The organism is Arthrobacter sp. 49Tsu3.1M3, from assembly GCF_900168135.1.
Lineage (GTDB): Bacteria > Actinomycetota > Actinomycetes > Actinomycetales > Micrococcaceae > Arthrobacter.
Window position 1 is genome coordinate 62,219 of sequence record NZ_FUZD01000002.1, and the last position, 15,125, is coordinate 77,343.

Here is a 15,125-nt window from a genome sequence, read left to right on the forward strand (position 1 = left end):
GGCACTGACGGGACGCCACTCTCGGGCCGGGTCGGAGGGCGGGATGCAGGACGCATACGGGCTATATACCCCGACCACGCTGGTGGAAATCGGGCTCCTGCTGGCCACATTTATCCTCTGCTCCCTGATTGGCACCGAGCGGCAGGTCCGGCAAAAGGTCGCCGGCTACCGTACCCACGTCCTGGTCGGGCTCGGATCGTGCACGTTCACCCTGATCTCCGCCTACGGCTTCGCCGCCGTCCAGACCGGGGGTACCGTGGACCCGTCCCGTATTGCAGCCCAAATCGTCAGCGGCATCGGCTTCCTTGGCGCCGGGGTGATTTTCAAGGGACGGAACGTAGTCCGCGGCCTGACGACGGCCGCCAGCATTTGGGTTTCTGCCGCCGTCGGCATGGCGTGCGGGGCCGGGATGCTGTCCCTGGCTGTTTCGCTGACCGTTTTCCACCTCATCACGTTGTACGTCGTCTCTCCCGTGATCAGGAAAATCCCGACCCCCGACGCCCACCGGGTCCTGCACCTGGGCTATGCCGACAACCGGGGCGTGCTGCGGCAAGTTTTGGAGATCGCCACCAATATGGGGTTCAGCTCATCAATCCTGAGCATTAATAAGGCGGGCGATGAACAAAAGCCGATCGTCCTCATGGACATCCGCTTCCATGGTCATCTTCCGCTGCGGGAACTCGTTCCCTACCTCCTGGATGTGCCGGGAGTGCAGAGCGTGAACGTTCGCGGCGCCGACCCGAACGAGGACGACGATGACGCCAGCGGTTGAGAGCCCGCCGCCACGCACCACCGAAACTCCCGTGACTGCCGCACGCTGATTGAAGCCGTTCGGGATGACCGTTAGAGTCTGCGGATGACCGAGAACAGCGTCGCTTTGACGGATACCGTGTGCGTGCGGGTGCTGCGCAGGTCCGACGCCGGGCCCCTTGCCGACGCCTACCTGCGGAACCGGGAGCACCTGGCGCCCTGGGAACCGTTGCGGTTTGAGGAATTCTTCACCGCCGGGGGACAGGCCGCCAGCATTGAATCCAAGCTCGGGTTGTTCATCGCGGGAACGGACGTGCCCTGGGTCCTCGTGGAAGGCCCCCGCGTCATCGGGGTGATCAACCTCAGCGGGATTGTCCGGGGGCCATTCCTCAGCGCCCACCTCGGCTACTGGGTGGACAAGGACATGACGGGGCGGGGAATCGGCTCGGCCGCGGTGGAGTTCGCTCTCCAAACCGCGCGCAACGAACTCGGACTGCACCGGCTGCAGGCCTCAACCCTCCCGCACAACGCCGCGTCCCAGCGGATCCTGAAGCGGGCTGGCTTTGAGGAGATCGGTTTGGCAGCCCAGTACCTTCGGATCGCCGGATCCTGGCAGGACCACATCCTGTTCCAGCGGATACTGTTCTGATGGCTGATGTTCCGGTTGCACCGGCGGACTTTGGTGCCCTGCACCACGTAGAACTCTGGGTGCCGGACCTGCAGCGCGCCAGGGACCAGTGGGGCTGGCTGCTGGGCCGGCTGGGCTACGAGGCCTACCAGGACTGGGCCCACGGGTGCAGCTGGCGCCGCGGTCCGACGTACATCGTCGTCGAGCAGTCCCCGGCGCTGACCGGAACCGTCCACGACCGCAAAGCCCCGGGCCTGAACCACGTCGCGTTCAGCGCGGGGACCCGGGAGCACGTAGACGCGATGGCCGGCGAGAGCCTCAGCCACGGCTGGACCGAACTGTTTCCGGACAAGTACCCGCACGCGGGGGGCCCCGGCCACTACGCCGCCTACCTCGTGAATGCGGACGGCTACGAAGTGGAGCTGATCGCGGCCGGCTGATCGCGTCGGTGCCCTACGGGTTTGTTGACGGGGGTGCCTGCTCAGCCTTGAGTTCCTCGCCGTGGGCGATGATCGCGTAGATGATCAGCACGTCCATGGCGATGACGATGACGGACCACCACGGCTGCGCCGGAATGAGCATCAGTTGAACGACCGCGCTGAAGCCGGCAACCACAACACCAACGACTCGAGCCCACGTTGCACCTGAGAATAGCCCGACGGCGGTGAGGATCAAGAGCACCCCGAGGGCGACATTCCACCAGCCCCACCCCTTCGCATCGAAGAGGAACAGGCTTCCCGGGGTCGACAAATAGTAGGTGTCAGGACCGGTGAGAGCCACGAGTCCTTGAAGGCCGCTGAAAACGCCGTTGATGATCAGAATGACTCCGGCGAAACGGACCCAGCCGGTCCAGCCAGTCGAAGCAACAGGATGATGGGCAGTAGTCATAATGCCGACCGCTTTCCGTTGAATGCTCTGCCGTCGGCCTCATGGTCGGCGCAGTCGTGTCGTGAAACTAGTACCGATTCCGATTATGTTCCTCACCCTCCGCGGCGGTCAATCGGCACAGGAACTTTGGCGTCCGCTGAGACTGGTGCAGACACTGATGGCGATTGCCCCGGATCCGGGTACGTTGAACCATGACCATTCTGCTTGTTGGCGGCGGCCCGGACACCGTAACCACGGCCGCCGTCTTCGACCGCTTCGCCAAGGAACTCCGGCACCGGGCCCCCGGCAGGGTTCCGCGCGTCGCTGTGGTTCTCTTTGACCATGAGGGCAGCTCGGAATATTTCCTGCCTGCCTATTTGGATCCGCTGCAGTCACGGACAGCCTGCGACGTGGTTCCGGTCCTCCTCGGCTTCAACCGGGGGGCGGACCCTGCCGTGTTCGACGACGTCGACGGCATCGTCGTCGGGGGCGGGCCGACGCCGGGCTATCTGGAAGGCCTGCTGCCGTCCGCGCAGCCCATCCGCAGTCTGGTCTCTGACGGTGTGCCGTATATGGGATTCTCAGCCGGCGCGATGGTGGCGCCGGTGCGCTCGATCGTGGGCGGCTACCGGATCCGCGGCACCGAGGTCTGCCCAGCGGATTGGTCGGAGGGCCTGGATGAAGTGGAGATCCGTGGCGGCCTGGGCCTGGTGCCTTTCGCCGTCGACGTGCACGCCGCCCAGGCGGGAACCCTCGGCCGGGCCGTTGGGGCGGTGGCAAATGGTCTCGTGGACCGCGCGGTCGCCGTGGATGAGGACACTGCCCTGGTCCTGCACCAGGCGGACCTGGAGGCGCTGGAGGTGATCGGCGCCGGGAACTGCTGGACGATTCGCGGCGCCGGCGCCAAAGCCACCGTCTCGGTTCTGTCGGCGCACAGCTAGGTTCCGGCACCCACCCCTTGGCACACTTGTTACCCGCGGGTAACATATGACTCATGCATCTCCTGTTCCGGACTCTCCTGCTGCTGTTCACATCCTCACGCCGCTCACCGCTAAGCATCTGGGACAACTCCTCGCTGCCGCTGCGGGTCCTGCCCACGGACATCGACATCGCCATGCACGTCAACAACGGCATGTACTTCTCACTCATGGACCTTGGGCGCTTCGATCTCATGGCCCGCAGCGGCACCTGGAAGAAGATGCGCCGCCGGGGCTGGACCCCGGTCGCGGCGGGGGAGACCATCGCGTTCCGCCGTTCCCTGCAGCTCTGGCAGCAGTACACGATCGAGTCCAGGATCATCGGCCTGGACTCGAAAGCCATCTACTTCGAGCAGCGGATGGTGGTGGACGGCGAAGTGTACGCGCGCGCCTATATCGCCACCCGGCTCCTGAGCAAGGGCAAGCCCGTCAGCCAGGAGGAGATCATCCGCGAGTTCGGCGCCCCGCCGGCGGATCTGGAGCTGCCCGAGTGGATCCACGAATGGCGCGAAACCAACGCCCTGCCCGGCGCCAGGCGTCCGGCCCCGCACGCCTGGGCGTGACCTGCCCAGAGCCCCGTCCGGATGTGCCAACAGCGAAATGCCGGGGACAATCCGCGTCCGCTCCCGTACCGTTGACTCATGGCTACCGTAGACATCACAGGTGAACAGTTCGCATCGACAGTCGAGGATAACGACATTGTCCTCGTCGATTTCTGGGCCGAATGGTGCGGCCCGTGCAAGCAGTTCGGCCCCACGTACTCGGCGATCTCCGAGAAGCACCCGGATGTCGTCTTCTCCAAAGTCGACACCGAAGCCGAGCAGCAGCTCGCCGCCGAGGCCGGCATCACGTCGATTCCCACGCTGATGGCCTTCCGCGAAAAGGTCCTGGTATTCTCGCAGCCTGGCGCCCTGAACGCGCAGCAGCTCGAGCAGGTTGTCGACGCCGTCAAGGCCCTGGACATGGAAGAAGTCCACGCCCACGTGGCCCGGTCCCAGGCCGAGGCCGCCGCAGCTGCGGCCAAGCAGGACGGCACCCAGATCCCGGAGGCCTGAGCCTCCACGGCTTAATCCCAGGCTTAAAGCAACGCGGGGTCACTCCGCGCCCATAATTCCCTCAGGGATGGGCGCGGAGTGGCCCCGCGTTGTGGTTGGAAGGGTGGGTTAGAGCGTTTCGAGCTTGACCGGCTCGGCCAGCAGCGCGCTGAGGGATTCGTTCAGGTCCTGGAAGGCGGTGCCCTTGGAGTGCTTGTCGAGGTCCGCCTGGCTGGCCCACCGTTCGGTCAGGACGAGCTTGTCCTCGCTGGCCTCGGTGAGCTCGTAGCGGATGCAGCCGGGCTCGTTGACCACCTCGTCGATCGCGATGTCCAGGGCGAGCTTCACGCGGAAGAATTCGCCGTCGTTGGGGATGAAAATGGCCTGAAGGTCAACGGGTGCACTCATGGCAATCACCCTACCGGGCTGCCGTGCAGGCGCCGGAACATGACCCAAGATTTCATAGGACTTCCAAGCTTTGCTCTTCTTTTGCCCCCGCACTGTTGGTAGCGTCACACCATGCTTGCTTACACAGCCGGGGACACTGACGTCCCGCTGCTCGAGGAAACCATTGGCGCGAACTTCGAACGGATCGCGGCGCGGTTCCCGTACCACGATGCCCTGATCGAGGCGGCCGCGGTACCCGGCGAAGAGGCCCGGCGGTGGAGTTACACCAAGTTGAACGACGACGTCGACCGGCTGGCACGTGCGCTCCTCGCCCTGGGCGTCGCGAAGGGCGAGCGGATTGGCATCTGGAGCCCCAACTGCGCCGAGTGGACCATCCTGCAGTACGCCACGGCGAAGGTCGGGGCGATCCTGGTCAACGTCAACCCCGCCTACCGCAGCCATGAGCTCGAGTTTGTGGTCACCCAGAACGGCATGCGCATGCTGGTCACCGCCCCGTCGGACAGGAACAGCGACTACACCGGGATGGCGCGGCAGGCGCTGGCGGCGTGCCCGGACCTGCGCGAGCTGGTCTTCCTCCCGGACGCCGGCCAGGACGGGCTGACCGCCGGCGAACCCGGCACTGAGGCGGAGCGCACCTATGCCGAGCTGCTCAAGCGTGCCGACGACGTCGGGCACTCCGAGCTGAAGGCGCGCATGGCGGCACTGGACGCGCAGGACCCCATCAACCTGCAGTACACCTCCGGCACCACGGGGTTCCCGAAGGGCGCCACACTGACGCACCACAACATCCTCAACAACGGCTTTTCGATCGGCGAGCAGCTGGGCTACACGGAACACGACCGCGTGGTGATCCCGGTGCCCTTCTATCACTGCTTCGGCATGGTGATCGGGAACCTCGCGGCGCTCAGCCACGGGGCCGCCACCATCATCCCCGGCCGGTCGTTCTCGCCGGCCGCGGCGCTGGAAGCTGTGCAGGACTTCGGTGGAACCTCGCTGTACGGCGTGCCGACCATGTTCATCGCCGAGCTCGCCCTCCCGGACTTCGCCTCCTACGACCTCTCGACACTGCGCACGGGCGTCATGGCCGGCTCGCTGTGTCCCATCGAGGTGATGAACCGGGTCATCACGGAAATGAACATGAAAGACGTCGCCATTTGCTACGGCATGACGGAGACCTCGCCGGTGTCCACAATGACCCGGAGCGTGGACACCATGGCCCAGCGCACCGAGACCGTGGGCCGGACCATGCCGAACCTGGAGAGCCGGATCGTGGATCCGCTCACGGGAGAGGTGCTGGAGCGCGGCGGGATCGGCGAACTCTGCACGCGCGGCTACGCGGTGATGCGCGGGTACTGGAACCAGCCTGACAAGACCGCCGAGGCGATCGACGCCGACGCCTGGATGCACACCGGGGACCTCGCCCGGATGGACGCGGACGGGTACATCGTGATCGAGGGCCGGATCAAGGACATGGTGATCCGCGGCGGCGAAAACGTCTATCCGCGCGAAATCGAGGAATTCCTCTACACCCACCCGGACATCCAGGACGTGCAGGTGATCGGGGTCCCGGACGCGACGTACGGCGAGGAGCTGATGGCCTGCGTCATTTTGAAGCCGGGGGCCGCGCCGATGGACGCCGCCAGCCTGGCCGAGTTCTGCCGCGGCAAGCTGGCGCACTACAAGATCCCGCGCTACGTCGATGTCCGGGAGAGCTTCCCGATGACCGTCTCCGGCAAGATCCGCAAGGTGGACATGCGCCAGGAGGCCGCGGCCCGGCTGGGCCTCCAGACCGGCGCTTAACCACATCGCGGGGTCACTTACGGCCCATCCGGAGCCTCCGAATGGGCCGTAAGTGACCCCGCGTTTTGGCGATTCCTGAGGGCCTGTGGATAACCTCAGCGCCGAGGCTGATCCGCGGTCACAATGGTGCGCATGGTCCGCATCGTGCCTCTCCCCGGAAGCCTCGTCCAGACACCGTTCACCGTGTATGAGTCACGCGCGCTGGGCGTCCGGCCCAAACGTCTGCGGGCCCATGATTTGTCCGACGGCGGCCGCCTTATCTATCTGCCCGCCGGCCGGCACCTCGAGATCGCCGAACGGGCCCGGGTCCTCGCCGCCGCCACCCCTGGCGCTTGGGTTTCCCACGAAACCGCGGCAGTGCTGACCAGCCTCGGACTGCCACCGTGGATGGGCGAGTGCCCGACCATCCACCTCAGCAAGCCCCATGAACTGCCCAGGGTCCGCCGGGCCGGGGTCACAGGCCACCGCGTGCGGTGCCTCCCCGGCGAGCTGACCGAGGCCGACGGCATCCCGGTCACCGCACCACCACGGACCTGGCTGGATCTGGCGGCGGTACTGCCGCTCAACTACCTCATTGCCTTGGGCGACCAGCTCATCCGGCTGCCCCGGCCCAGCCTCGAACTGAGGTCGGAACCTTACGCCTACAAGGACGGCCTGCGGCTGCTGATCCGCCAGCATCCCAACATGAAGGGCGTCGAGAAGGCCCGGCTGGCCCTGGAGGAGATGCGGGTGGGAGCAGACTCCTTCCCGGAGACCTTCCTGCGGCTGGCGCTGCTGGATGCGCGACTGCCGGAACCGGAGCTGCAACTGAGGCTTGATCCGGATGACCGGCGCTCGCCGGCTGCTGACTTGGGTTACCGGAGATTCCGGCTCGCCGTCCAGTACGACGGCGCTCCTCACCTCACCCGGGAACAACAGTCGAAGGATAATCGTCGCGACGAGGCCTTCCGCAGCGCGGGTTGGGCGTACTTCAAAGCCAACGCCGATGACCTCGCCGAGGGTTTCGAGTCCATGATCGCCAGGATCAAGCGGTCGCGAATCCGCCCGGTCTGAGACAACGCGGGGTCACTTAGCGCCCATGAAAGCACGGCGGATGGGCCATAAGTGACCCCGCGTTGCTCCTGGGAAAGAGGTCAGTGGCCGCGGTGGTCCTGGATGGTCATGCGCGGGCCAAAGGTCGGCTTCCGGAAGCCGCTCAGCCCGATCATCCGGACCACCCGCTGCCGGTGGCCCGCCCAGGGAGCCAGCAGCCTGAGCATGCCGGCGTCGTCCGTCCGGCGGCCGGTCAGGGCGGCGCCCACGTAGGCCGCAAGGTGGTAGTCGCCGACCGAGACCGAATCCGGGCAGCCGTGCGTGCGCTGCACCACCTCCGCCGCCGTCCAGACCCCGATTCCGGGCAGGGTCTGCAGCTTGGCCGCCGCCTCCGCGGCCGGAAGGGCGGCGAGCCGTTCCAGCGCGGCGGCGGAACGCAGCGCCCGCATGACGGTTCCCGACCGCTGCGGGCCCACGCCGGCCTTGTGCCATTCCCAGGACGGGATGTGCAGCCACTGCGCGGCCGTCGGCTGGACCAGCAGATTGGCGGGCGCGACGGTGCCGGCGCCCGGCGCCGCCGTCCCGAAGCGGTACATCAGGTAGCGGTATCCGCGGCGGGCCTCGATGACGGTGACCTTCTGCTCCAGGATGGTCGGCACGAGTGCATCGATCATCCTGCCGGTTGCAGGCAGCCGGATCGCGAGGTTCCGGCGTCGGGCTTCAACCACCATGCGCGGGAGCGTGGCATGGAAGGCGGGCTCGTCGAAGCCGGACCAGTCGTCGTCGTTCCCGAGCATGCGCGGGACGGAATCGACGGCGTCCCCCGCTCCGGGACCCCAGGCCTGCGCGTCCACGGCAGGGTCAGCCCGCGTCCCGGCCGTTGCCAGGCGCAGCGTGGCCGGACCGCGGGGGGTCGTGAACGCGAACCAGATCCCGTCCGGGGCGGTGCGGATGGACGGGTCGCCGTGGCCGCGCAGCAGCGTGCCGATGGTTTGCATCAAGTCGAACGGGCCGCCCGGGTGCCACCGCAATGAGGCGTCCGCCGCGGCGGCAATGCCTGCGGGGGCGTCTGCAAGGCTCATTCGAACATGTTCCCACGGCCCGCTGACAGCAGCGGCATCCGCCGCAGCACCGCAGGGGCCGTAGGGCCCTTAACCTCCCGCGCCGCCGGGGCTAAAATCCGCCTGTGGCGTGGTGTGTCCGCGCCCGCCTCTAGGCCCCGAATCCTTGTTCTTAGGAGAGTGTGATGGCTGGTGGAGTGGTACATTTCGAAATCCCCGCAGACGACGAGGGCCGCGCACGGGAGTTCTACAGTTCGGCGTTCGGCTGGGAGGTAAGCCAGGTGCCGGAGATGAGTTACGCCATGATCAAGACGACGCCGACGGATGCCAACGGCATGCCCTCCGTGCCGGGATCCATCAACGGCGGCATGTTCCGCCGCGAAGGCGACCTCACATCCCCGGTGGTCACGGTGGATGTCGACGACATCGACGCGGCGTTGGAGAAGATCAACGCCCTGGGCGGCAGCACCGTCTTACCGCGCGAGCCAATCGGCACCATGGGCTGGGCCGCTTACTTCCGGGACACTGAGGGCAATGTGGTCGGCCTCTGGCAGAACGCCCCGCGTGAGGGCGGCGCCGGGGCAGCGAACGCCGGGAATGACATCGGCGCCTGACGCCGCTGCCGGCGCAGCCGGGCCTCAGTACGTCCACCTCACTGCATCCCGGTGGTGAGCCACAGCGCCACGACCGCCAACGGGACGGTGAGGACGACGGCGGCCACGCCGGCGAGGGCGAAGCCGCCCCAGCGGATCTCCACGTTCAGGGAACGGAGCCGCTCGTGCCACAGCAGCGTGGCCAGGGACGCCCAGGGGGTCACCAGCGGGCCCAGATTCACGCCGATCAGCAGGGCCGCCAGCCGGGCCGGGGAGCCGCCCACCGGTTCCAGGGCCAGATAGGCGGGGAGGTTGTTGACCGCGTTGGCTGCCCCGGCGCCCAGGCCGGCGAGCTGCAGGAGCGACGGCAGGCTCTCGCCCGTGCCGGCGATCCCGGTCAGGAACTGGGTGAGCCCGTTGGCGTGCAGGGTCTCCACCACCATGAACAGTCCGGACGTGAGCATCAGCGGGCGCCAGGGAATCATAGACCAGCGCAGGACGGAGCGCCGGCGCCAGAGGAAAAGCAGGAGCAGTGCCGCCGCCGCCGCGAGCGCCGGGATCTGCACCGGAACCCCGGAGACAAGCGCCGGGAGCAGGACCACCATGACCCCCGATGCCGCGTACAGCAGCACCCGGTCCCGGACCTTATGGACGGGCTGGGGGCCGTACGTGCCGCGCAGGTCCTTCCGGAACGCCAGCCACAGGAGCACCAGCGGCGCGAGGATGCCCACCAGTGCCGGAGCCCACACGAGCGAAGCGAACGCGGCGGGGCTGAGGTTGAGCCGCTCCTGCGCCAGCAGGTTGGTCAGGTTGGAGACCGGCAGCAGCAGCGAGGCCGTGTTCGCCAGCCACACCGTGGTCAGCGCGAACGGCAGCGGCGGAATGCGGGCGTGAATGGCCAGCAGCACGACGACGGGAGTCACCAGCACCGCCGTCGTGTCCAGCGACAGGAACACCGTGGAAACGGTGGCGAGGGCGATCGCGAGGAACCACAGCAAGAGGACCCGGCCGCGGCCCAGGGCGGCCAGCCGCTCCGTGACGACGCGGAAGAGTCCGGCCTCATCCACCAGCTCGGTGACCAGGGACATCGCGACCACGAACGCCAGGATCGGCACGGTGCGTGCTGCCAGCGCCTGGAAGGCGGGGACCGGCAGCAGCCCGGACGCCAGCGCCGCGCACCCGGCCAGCAGCATGCCCGCGGGCAGCGCATAGCTCCTGAACTTCTTCAGCCTGGCGATCCTCTTCACCGCCATATCCTCGCACCTGCCGTGGCCGTGGCCGCGCCGACGTGCCCGCCGTGCCGGAGACGGTAACTTTGTACCTATGAAGTACGCCCAGTCCATCCTGGACCTCATTGGCCATACGCCGCTCGTCAAACTCAACCACGTGACCGATGGCATCGCAGCCACGGTCCTGGTGAAGCTCGAATACCTGAACCCCGGCGGTTCGATCAAGGACCGCATTGCGGTCAAGATGATCGAGGAGGCCGAACGAACGGGCCAGCTCCTGCCCGGCGGCACGATCGTGGAGCCCACCTCGGGCAACACCGGCGTCGGCTTGGCGCTCGTGGCGCAGCAGAAGGGCTACCGCTGCATCTTCGTCGTGCCGGACAAGGTCGGCGAGGACAAGCGGGCCGTGCTCCAGGCCTACGGCGCGGAAGTGGTGGTCACGCCCACCGCCGTCCCGCCGGACAGCCCGCAAAGCTACTACGGCGTCTCCGACCGGCTCGTCACCGAAATCCCCGGCGCCTACAAACCGGACCAGTTCTCCAACCCCGCCGCCCCGGCCAGCCACTATGAGACCACGGGCCCTGAGATCTGGCACGACACCGACGGCCGCATCACCCACTGCGTGATCGGCGCCGGGACCGGCGGCACGATCACCGGCACCGGCCGGTATCTCAAGGAAGTCTCCGCCGGGCGCCCCGGGGCCGAGGGCGGCGTCGTGAAGATCATCGGCGCGGATCCTGCCGGCTCGGTGTACTCCGGCGGCACGGGACGCCCGTACTTTGTCGAGGGCGTCGGGGAGGACATGTGGCCGGCCAACTACGACAAGTCGGTCCCGGACGACGTCATTGCCGTCAGCGACGCCGACTCCTTCGCGATGACGCGCCGGCTGGCGCGCGAGGAAGGCCTGCTGGTGGGCGGGTCCTCGGGCATGGCCGTCGTGGCCGCCATGGAAGTCGCCAAGGACCTCCCGGCCGAGGCCGTCGTCGTGGTCATCCTGCCGGACTCCGGCCGCGGGTACCTGGCCAAGATCTTCAACGACCAGTGGATGCGCTCCTACGGCTTCCTGGCCGGCGGGGACGAGGCGTCGGTGGGCGAGATCCTCAAGGCCAAGACCGGTGAACTCCCGGACCTCGTCCACATCCACCCGAACGAGTCCGTCCGCGACGTCATCAACATCATGAACGAGTACGGCGTCTCGCACATCCCCGTCCTGTCGCAGGAACCGCCCGTCGTCATGGGCGAGGTGCTCGGCGCCGTGGACGAACGCACCCTCACGGCCAAGCTCTTCCGCGGCGAGGCCAAACTCTCGGACAAAATCTCCGAACACATGGAGGCCCGGCTTCCCGTGATCGGCTCGCTCGAATCGATCTCGACCGCCCGCGAACTCCTCTCCGACGCCGACACCCTCATGGTGACGTTTGTCGGCGCCCCGGTGGGGATCCTGACCCGCCACGACCTCCTCGCGTACCTCAGCAACTGACCAGTTCAAGGAGTCCCATGTCTGTGCCTGAAAGCCCGTCCTCGAAAGACCAGGGTTTCAACACCCGCGCCATCCACGCCGGCCAGGCGTTTGAGCCCCGCACCGGGGCGGTGGTGCCCCCCGTGCACTTCTCCTCGACCTATGCCCAGGACGGCATCGGCGGGCTGCGGGCCGGTTACGAATACGGCCGGGGCACCAACCCGACCCGTGACTCGCTGCAGGAGCAGCTGGCGGCCCTGGAGGGCGGGAGCGCCGCGTTCTCCTTTGGCTCCGGCCTGGCCGCCGAGGACTCGATGATCCGAGCCCTCACCCGCCCCGGTGACCACATTGTGCTCGGCAACGACGCCTACGGCGGCACGTACCGGCTCATCAGCCGGGTCCTGGGGGAGTGGGGCATCGGCAACACCCCGGTGGACATGTCCGACCTCGACGCCGTCGCGGCCGCCGTCGCGGCAGGCGGCGCGTCCGGAGGCGCAGCCGGCGGCAAGACCCGCCTGGTGTGGGTGGAGACGCCGTCGAACCCGATGATGAAGATCACCGACATCGAGGCGCTCGCGAAGGTGGCGCACGACGCCGGCGCCCTCCTCGTCGTGGACAACACCTTCGCCTCCCCGTACCTGCAGACCCCGCTGGCCCTCGGCGCCGATGTGGTGGTGCATTCCACCACCAAGTACATCGGCGGGCACTCCGACGTCGTCGGCGGCGCGATCGTGGTCAACGACCCGGAACTCGCGGAGAAGATCGGCTTTGTGCAGTTCGCCGTCGGCGCCGTGTCCGGGCCGATGGACGCCTTCCTCACCACCCGCGGGCTGAAAACCCTCGGCGTGCGCATGGACCGGCACAGCGACAACGCCCAGGCCGTGGCCGAATGGCTGCTGGAGCGCCCCGAAGTCGAGGCCGTGCTCTACCCGGGCCTGCCCACCCACCCCGGCCACGAGCTGGCCAAAAAGCAGATGAAGAAGTTCGGCGGCATGATCTCCGTGCAGTTCAAGGGCGGCGAGGCCGCGGCCCGCAAGGTGGCCGAATCGACCTCCGTGTTCACCCTTGCGGAGTCCCTGGGCGGGATCGAATCGCTGATGAACTACCCGTCCGAAATGACGCACGCCTCGGTCAAGGGCACGGAACTGGCGGTCCCGGTCAACTTGATCCGGCTCTCGTGCGGCATCGAGGACGTGGAGGATCTGATCGCCGACCTCGACGCCGCGATTTCCTCCCTGGCCGCCGGCAGCTAGCTGCACCGTTGCGCCGGCGGATGACCCGGGCGCCCGGGTCATCCGCCGGACCACCCTAGCTTTCTCTAAGAGAGTCAGCTAGGGTGGCCGCATGGCACTTCGATCCGACTGGTCCCAACGGACCTGCAGCATGGCCCGCGGCCTCGACATCCTGGGCGATCCCTGGAGCGTGCTGGTCCTGCGCGAGGTTTTCTTCGGCAACGGCCGCTTCGAGGCCATGAAACATCGGCTGGGGGCGGCCGATTCCGTGCTCACCAAGCGGCTCGCCGGGCTCGTCGCCGCGGGGCTCCTGGCCCGGCGGCCCTACGACGACGGCGGCCGCACCCGCCAGGAATACGTCCTCACCGCCATGGGCGAAGACGCCCTCCCGGTGCTCAACGCCGTCGTGATCTGGGCCGAAAAGCATCTCCCGGCGCCGTCCGGGCAGGCACACATGTTCGTCATCCACAGCGGCTGCGGGGAGAGGACTTCCTCGGCTGACACGTGCACGGCCTGCGGGGAACCGCTGACGGCCGCCAACACGAGCTGGCACAGCCTCTCCCGCACCGCGGACCCCGTGCCGCTGGCCTCGGCCGGCACCGGGACCCCTGTCCAGAACGGAACCGCCGCATGAATCCCCCCGAAACCACCGTGGCCCCGGCGCCGGTCCGCCGCCGCATCCACCCGGCGTGGACCGTCGCGGCCGTGGCTTTCCTCGCGCTGGTCGGCGCGGCAGGGTTCCGGGCGGCCCCTGGTGTGCTGATGGTGCCGCTGCAGACCGAGTTCGGCTGGTCCACCACCGTGCTCTCCGCCGCGGTCAGCATCAACCTCGTGCTGTTCGGGCTCACGGCACCGTTCGCGGCAGCGCTCATGGAACGCTTCGGCATCCGCGCCGTCACGGCCGTGGCCCTGGTGCTGATCGGCGCCGGCAGCGCGCTGACGGTCCTCGTGACCCAGTCCTGGCAGATCCTGCTGACGTGGGGGCTGCTGATCGGGCTCGGCACCGGGTCCATGGCGCTGGTCTTCGCCGCCACCATCGCCAACACGTGGTTCGCCAAGAGCCGCGGCCTGGTAATCGGCATCCTCACCGCCGGCAGCGCCGCCGGACAGCTCGTGTTCCTGCCCTTCATCGCGGCCCTTGCCCAGGACCCGGGCTGGCGGCAGGCCTCGCTCCTGATCGGTGCCGGCGCGCTGGCCGTGGTGCCGCTCGTGCTGATGTTCCTGAAGAACTCACCGGCCGACGTCGGCGTGCTGCCCTACGGGGCGACGCCGCCGGCCCCCGGCCCGGACGCCGGCGCGGAATCCAGCGGGCCCGAACCGACGCGAACGGCCGCCGGGCAGGAAGTGCGGGAGCCCCGCCGGAACGCCGCGGTCCGTGCCCTGCAGGTCCTCAAACGGGCCAGCAAAGTGCGTACCTTCTGGGCCCTGGTGGCCGGCTTCGCGATCTGCGGCGCGACCACCAACGGGCTGATCGGCACCCATTTCATCCCCTCCGCCCACGACCACGGCATGCCTGAAACCACCGCGGCCGGCCTGCTCGCCGTCGTCGGCCTCTTCGACATCATCGGCACCATCGCCTCCGGGTGGCTCACGGACCGCTTCAACCCCCGGATCCTGCTCGCCGTCTACTACCAGTTCCGCGGGATCGGGCTGCTGGTCCTGCCGCTGCTGCTCAGCGCCACCGTCCAGCCCAGCATGATCGTGTTCGTGGTCATCTACGGCCTGGACTGGGTCGCCACGGTGCCGCCGACCGCCGCGATCTGCCGCCAGGTGTTCGGTGCCGACGGGAGCGTCGTGTTCGGCTGGGTGTTCGCGGCCCACCAGCTCGGCGCCGCCGCCGCGGCCCTGGCGGCCGGGGCGGTCCGGGACGCCACCGGCCAGTACACCTACGCCTGGTTCGCCGCCGCTGCCATGTGCACCATCGCCGCCGTTATCAGCGCCACCATCCGCAAGGACGCCCGGAAACCGGAGTCCGTCCCGGTCCCGGCGTAGCTGTTCTGTAGACTGACCCGACAGCGAGGGCGCGTTTGCGCGCCGCCCTGGACGGAACCGACC

General features: G+C 68.0%; 17 protein-coding genes. 13 read left to right on the top strand and 4 right to left on the bottom strand.

Annotation, left to right across the window (positions count from 1 at the left end):
* Positions 1-43 precede the first annotated feature (43 nt).
* The 3 genes from B5X90_RS03165 (at position 44) to B5X90_RS03175 (ending at position 1,818) form a co-directional block, all read left to right on the top strand.
* Positions 44-772, top strand: a complete 729-nt coding sequence (locus B5X90_RS03165) for an MgtC/SapB family protein (RefSeq protein WP_079550061.1) — start codon at positions 44-46, stop codon at positions 770-772.
* Between the two features lie 84 nt (positions 773-856).
* Entirely contained in the window at positions 857-1,399 is a 543-nt protein-coding gene (locus tag B5X90_RS03170; protein WP_079550062.1) for a GNAT family N-acetyltransferase, read from the top strand.
* Positions 1,399-1,818, top strand: a complete 420-nt coding sequence (locus tag B5X90_RS03175; protein ID WP_079550063.1) for a VOC family protein — start codon at positions 1,399-1,401, stop codon at positions 1,816-1,818. Before B5X90_RS03170 ends, B5X90_RS03175 begins: the two co-directional genes overlap by 1 nt.
* Before the next feature lie 13 nt (positions 1,819-1,831).
* Here the strand turns inward: B5X90_RS03175 and B5X90_RS03180 are convergent, their stop codons facing one another.
* On the bottom strand, positions 1,832-2,266 hold the full coding sequence (locus B5X90_RS03180) for a DUF7144 family membrane protein (protein ID WP_256860029.1): 435 nt from the start codon (positions 2,264-2,266) through the stop codon (positions 1,832-1,834).
* A 191-nt stretch (positions 2,267-2,457) separates the two neighbouring features.
* On the opposite strand from B5X90_RS03180, the gene B5X90_RS03185 reads away from it, so the two are divergent.
* The 3 genes from B5X90_RS03185 to trxA all read left to right on the top strand — a co-directional run bounded on the left by B5X90_RS03185 (position 2,458) and on the right by trxA (position 4,277).
* Complete coding sequence (locus B5X90_RS03185; protein WP_079550064.1) at positions 2,458-3,186, top strand: Type 1 glutamine amidotransferase-like domain-containing protein; 729 nt, start codon at positions 2,458-2,460, stop codon at positions 3,184-3,186.
* Positions 3,187-3,239: 53 nt separating this feature from the next.
* On the top strand, positions 3,240-3,785 hold the full coding sequence (locus B5X90_RS03190) for an acyl-CoA thioesterase (protein ID WP_079550065.1): 546 nt from the start codon (positions 3,240-3,242) through the stop codon (positions 3,783-3,785).
* Between the two features lie 78 nt (positions 3,786-3,863).
* Positions 3,864-4,277, top strand: a complete 414-nt coding sequence (gene trxA, locus B5X90_RS03195; protein ID WP_018773584.1) for a thioredoxin — start codon at positions 3,864-3,866, stop codon at positions 4,275-4,277.
* 108 nt (positions 4,278-4,385) lie between these two features.
* Here the strand turns inward: trxA and B5X90_RS03200 are convergent, their stop codons facing one another.
* Positions 4,386-4,664 carry a putative quinol monooxygenase gene (locus B5X90_RS03200; protein ID WP_079550487.1) on the bottom strand — a complete coding sequence of 93 codons (279 nt, stop codon included), beginning with the start codon at positions 4,662-4,664 and terminating at the stop codon, positions 4,386-4,388.
* A 111-nt stretch (positions 4,665-4,775) separates the two neighbouring features.
* On the opposite strand from B5X90_RS03200, the gene B5X90_RS03205 reads away from it, so the two are divergent.
* Positions 4,776-6,464, top strand: a complete 1,689-nt coding sequence (locus B5X90_RS03205) for an AMP-binding protein (RefSeq protein ID WP_079550066.1) — start codon at positions 4,776-4,778, stop codon at positions 6,462-6,464.
* A gap of 132 nt (positions 6,465-6,596) precedes the next feature.
* Entirely contained in the window at positions 6,597-7,517 is a 921-nt protein-coding gene (locus B5X90_RS03210) for a hypothetical protein (RefSeq protein WP_306292812.1), read from the top strand.
* Between the two features lie 80 nt (positions 7,518-7,597).
* On the opposite strand, the gene B5X90_RS03215 is transcribed toward B5X90_RS03210, so the two are convergent.
* Entirely contained in the window at positions 7,598-8,578 is a 981-nt protein-coding gene (locus B5X90_RS03215; RefSeq protein WP_079550068.1) for a DNA-3-methyladenine glycosylase family protein, read from the bottom strand.
* A gap of 164 nt (positions 8,579-8,742) precedes the next feature.
* Here B5X90_RS03215 and B5X90_RS03220 point away from each other — a divergent pair, with 164 nt between their 5' ends.
* Positions 8,743-9,171, top strand: a complete 429-nt coding sequence (locus B5X90_RS03220) for a VOC family protein (protein ID WP_079550069.1) — start codon at positions 8,743-8,745, stop codon at positions 9,169-9,171.
* Between the two features lie 38 nt (positions 9,172-9,209).
* Here B5X90_RS03220 and B5X90_RS03225 read toward each other — a convergent pair whose 3' ends face one another.
* On the bottom strand, positions 9,210-10,403 hold the full coding sequence (locus B5X90_RS03225) for an SLC13 family permease (protein WP_079550070.1): 1,194 nt from the start codon (positions 10,401-10,403) through the stop codon (positions 9,210-9,212).
* 70 nt (positions 10,404-10,473) lie between these two features.
* Here B5X90_RS03225 and B5X90_RS03230 point away from each other — a divergent pair, with 70 nt between their 5' ends.
* From B5X90_RS03230 to B5X90_RS03245, 4 genes are all read left to right on the top strand, one after another.
* Positions 10,474-11,859 carry a cystathionine beta-synthase gene (locus B5X90_RS03230; RefSeq protein ID WP_079550071.1) on the top strand — a complete coding sequence of 462 codons (1,386 nt, stop codon included), beginning with the start codon at positions 10,474-10,476 and terminating at the stop codon, positions 11,857-11,859.
* Positions 11,860-11,876: 17 nt separating this feature from the next.
* Positions 11,877-13,091, top strand: coding sequence for a cystathionine gamma-synthase (locus tag B5X90_RS03235; protein WP_079550072.1), 1,215 nt, complete (start codon positions 11,877-11,879; stop codon positions 13,089-13,091).
* Between the two features lie 91 nt (positions 13,092-13,182).
* Positions 13,183-13,704, top strand: a complete 522-nt coding sequence (locus B5X90_RS03240) for a winged helix-turn-helix transcriptional regulator (RefSeq protein ID WP_079550073.1) — start codon at positions 13,183-13,185, stop codon at positions 13,702-13,704.
* Entirely contained in the window at positions 13,701-15,062 is a 1,362-nt protein-coding gene (locus tag B5X90_RS03245; protein ID WP_079550074.1) for an MFS transporter, read from the top strand. The genes B5X90_RS03240 and B5X90_RS03245 overlap by 4 nt, the downstream gene beginning before the upstream one ends.
* Positions 15,063-15,125 lie beyond the last annotated feature (63 nt).

Excerpts from the sequence above, each read along its gene's own strand:
- B5X90_RS03165 (WP_079550061.1), top strand. The coding sequence starts at position 44 with ATGCAGGACGCATACGGGCTATATACCCCGACCACGCTGGTGGAAATC.
- B5X90_RS03170 (WP_079550062.1), top strand. The coding sequence starts at position 857 with ATGACCGAGAACAGCGTCGCTTTGACGGATACCGTGTGCGTGCGGGTG.
- B5X90_RS03175 (WP_079550063.1), top strand. The coding sequence starts at position 1,399 with ATGGCTGATGTTCCGGTTGCACCGGCGGACTTTGGTGCCCTGCACCAC.
- B5X90_RS03180 (WP_256860029.1), bottom strand. The coding sequence starts at position 2,266 with ATGACTACTGCCCATCATCCTGTTGCTTCGACTGGCTGGACCGGCTGG.
- B5X90_RS03185 (WP_079550064.1), top strand. The coding sequence starts at position 2,458 with ATGACCATTCTGCTTGTTGGCGGCGGCCCGGACACCGTAACCACGGCC.
- B5X90_RS03190 (WP_079550065.1), top strand. The coding sequence starts at position 3,240 with ATGCATCTCCTGTTCCGGACTCTCCTGCTGCTGTTCACATCCTCACGC.
- trxA (WP_018773584.1), top strand. The coding sequence starts at position 3,864 with ATGGCTACCGTAGACATCACAGGTGAACAGTTCGCATCGACAGTCGAG.
- B5X90_RS03200 (WP_079550487.1), bottom strand. The coding sequence starts at position 4,664 with ATGAGTGCACCCGTTGACCTTCAGGCCATTTTCATCCCCAACGACGGC.
- B5X90_RS03205 (WP_079550066.1), top strand. The coding sequence starts at position 4,776 with ATGCTTGCTTACACAGCCGGGGACACTGACGTCCCGCTGCTCGAGGAA.
- B5X90_RS03210 (WP_306292812.1), top strand. The coding sequence starts at position 6,597 with ATGGTCCGCATCGTGCCTCTCCCCGGAAGCCTCGTCCAGACACCGTTC.
- B5X90_RS03215 (WP_079550068.1), bottom strand. The coding sequence starts at position 8,578 with ATGAGCCTTGCAGACGCCCCCGCAGGCATTGCCGCCGCGGCGGACGCC.
- B5X90_RS03220 (WP_079550069.1), top strand. The coding sequence starts at position 8,743 with ATGGCTGGTGGAGTGGTACATTTCGAAATCCCCGCAGACGACGAGGGC.
- B5X90_RS03225 (WP_079550070.1), bottom strand. The coding sequence starts at position 10,403 with ATGGCGGTGAAGAGGATCGCCAGGCTGAAGAAGTTCAGGAGCTATGCG.
- B5X90_RS03230 (WP_079550071.1), top strand. The coding sequence starts at position 10,474 with ATGAAGTACGCCCAGTCCATCCTGGACCTCATTGGCCATACGCCGCTC.
- B5X90_RS03235 (WP_079550072.1), top strand. The coding sequence starts at position 11,877 with ATGTCTGTGCCTGAAAGCCCGTCCTCGAAAGACCAGGGTTTCAACACC.
- B5X90_RS03240 (WP_079550073.1), top strand. The coding sequence starts at position 13,183 with ATGGCACTTCGATCCGACTGGTCCCAACGGACCTGCAGCATGGCCCGC.
- B5X90_RS03245 (WP_079550074.1), top strand. The coding sequence starts at position 13,701 with ATGAATCCCCCCGAAACCACCGTGGCCCCGGCGCCGGTCCGCCGCCGC.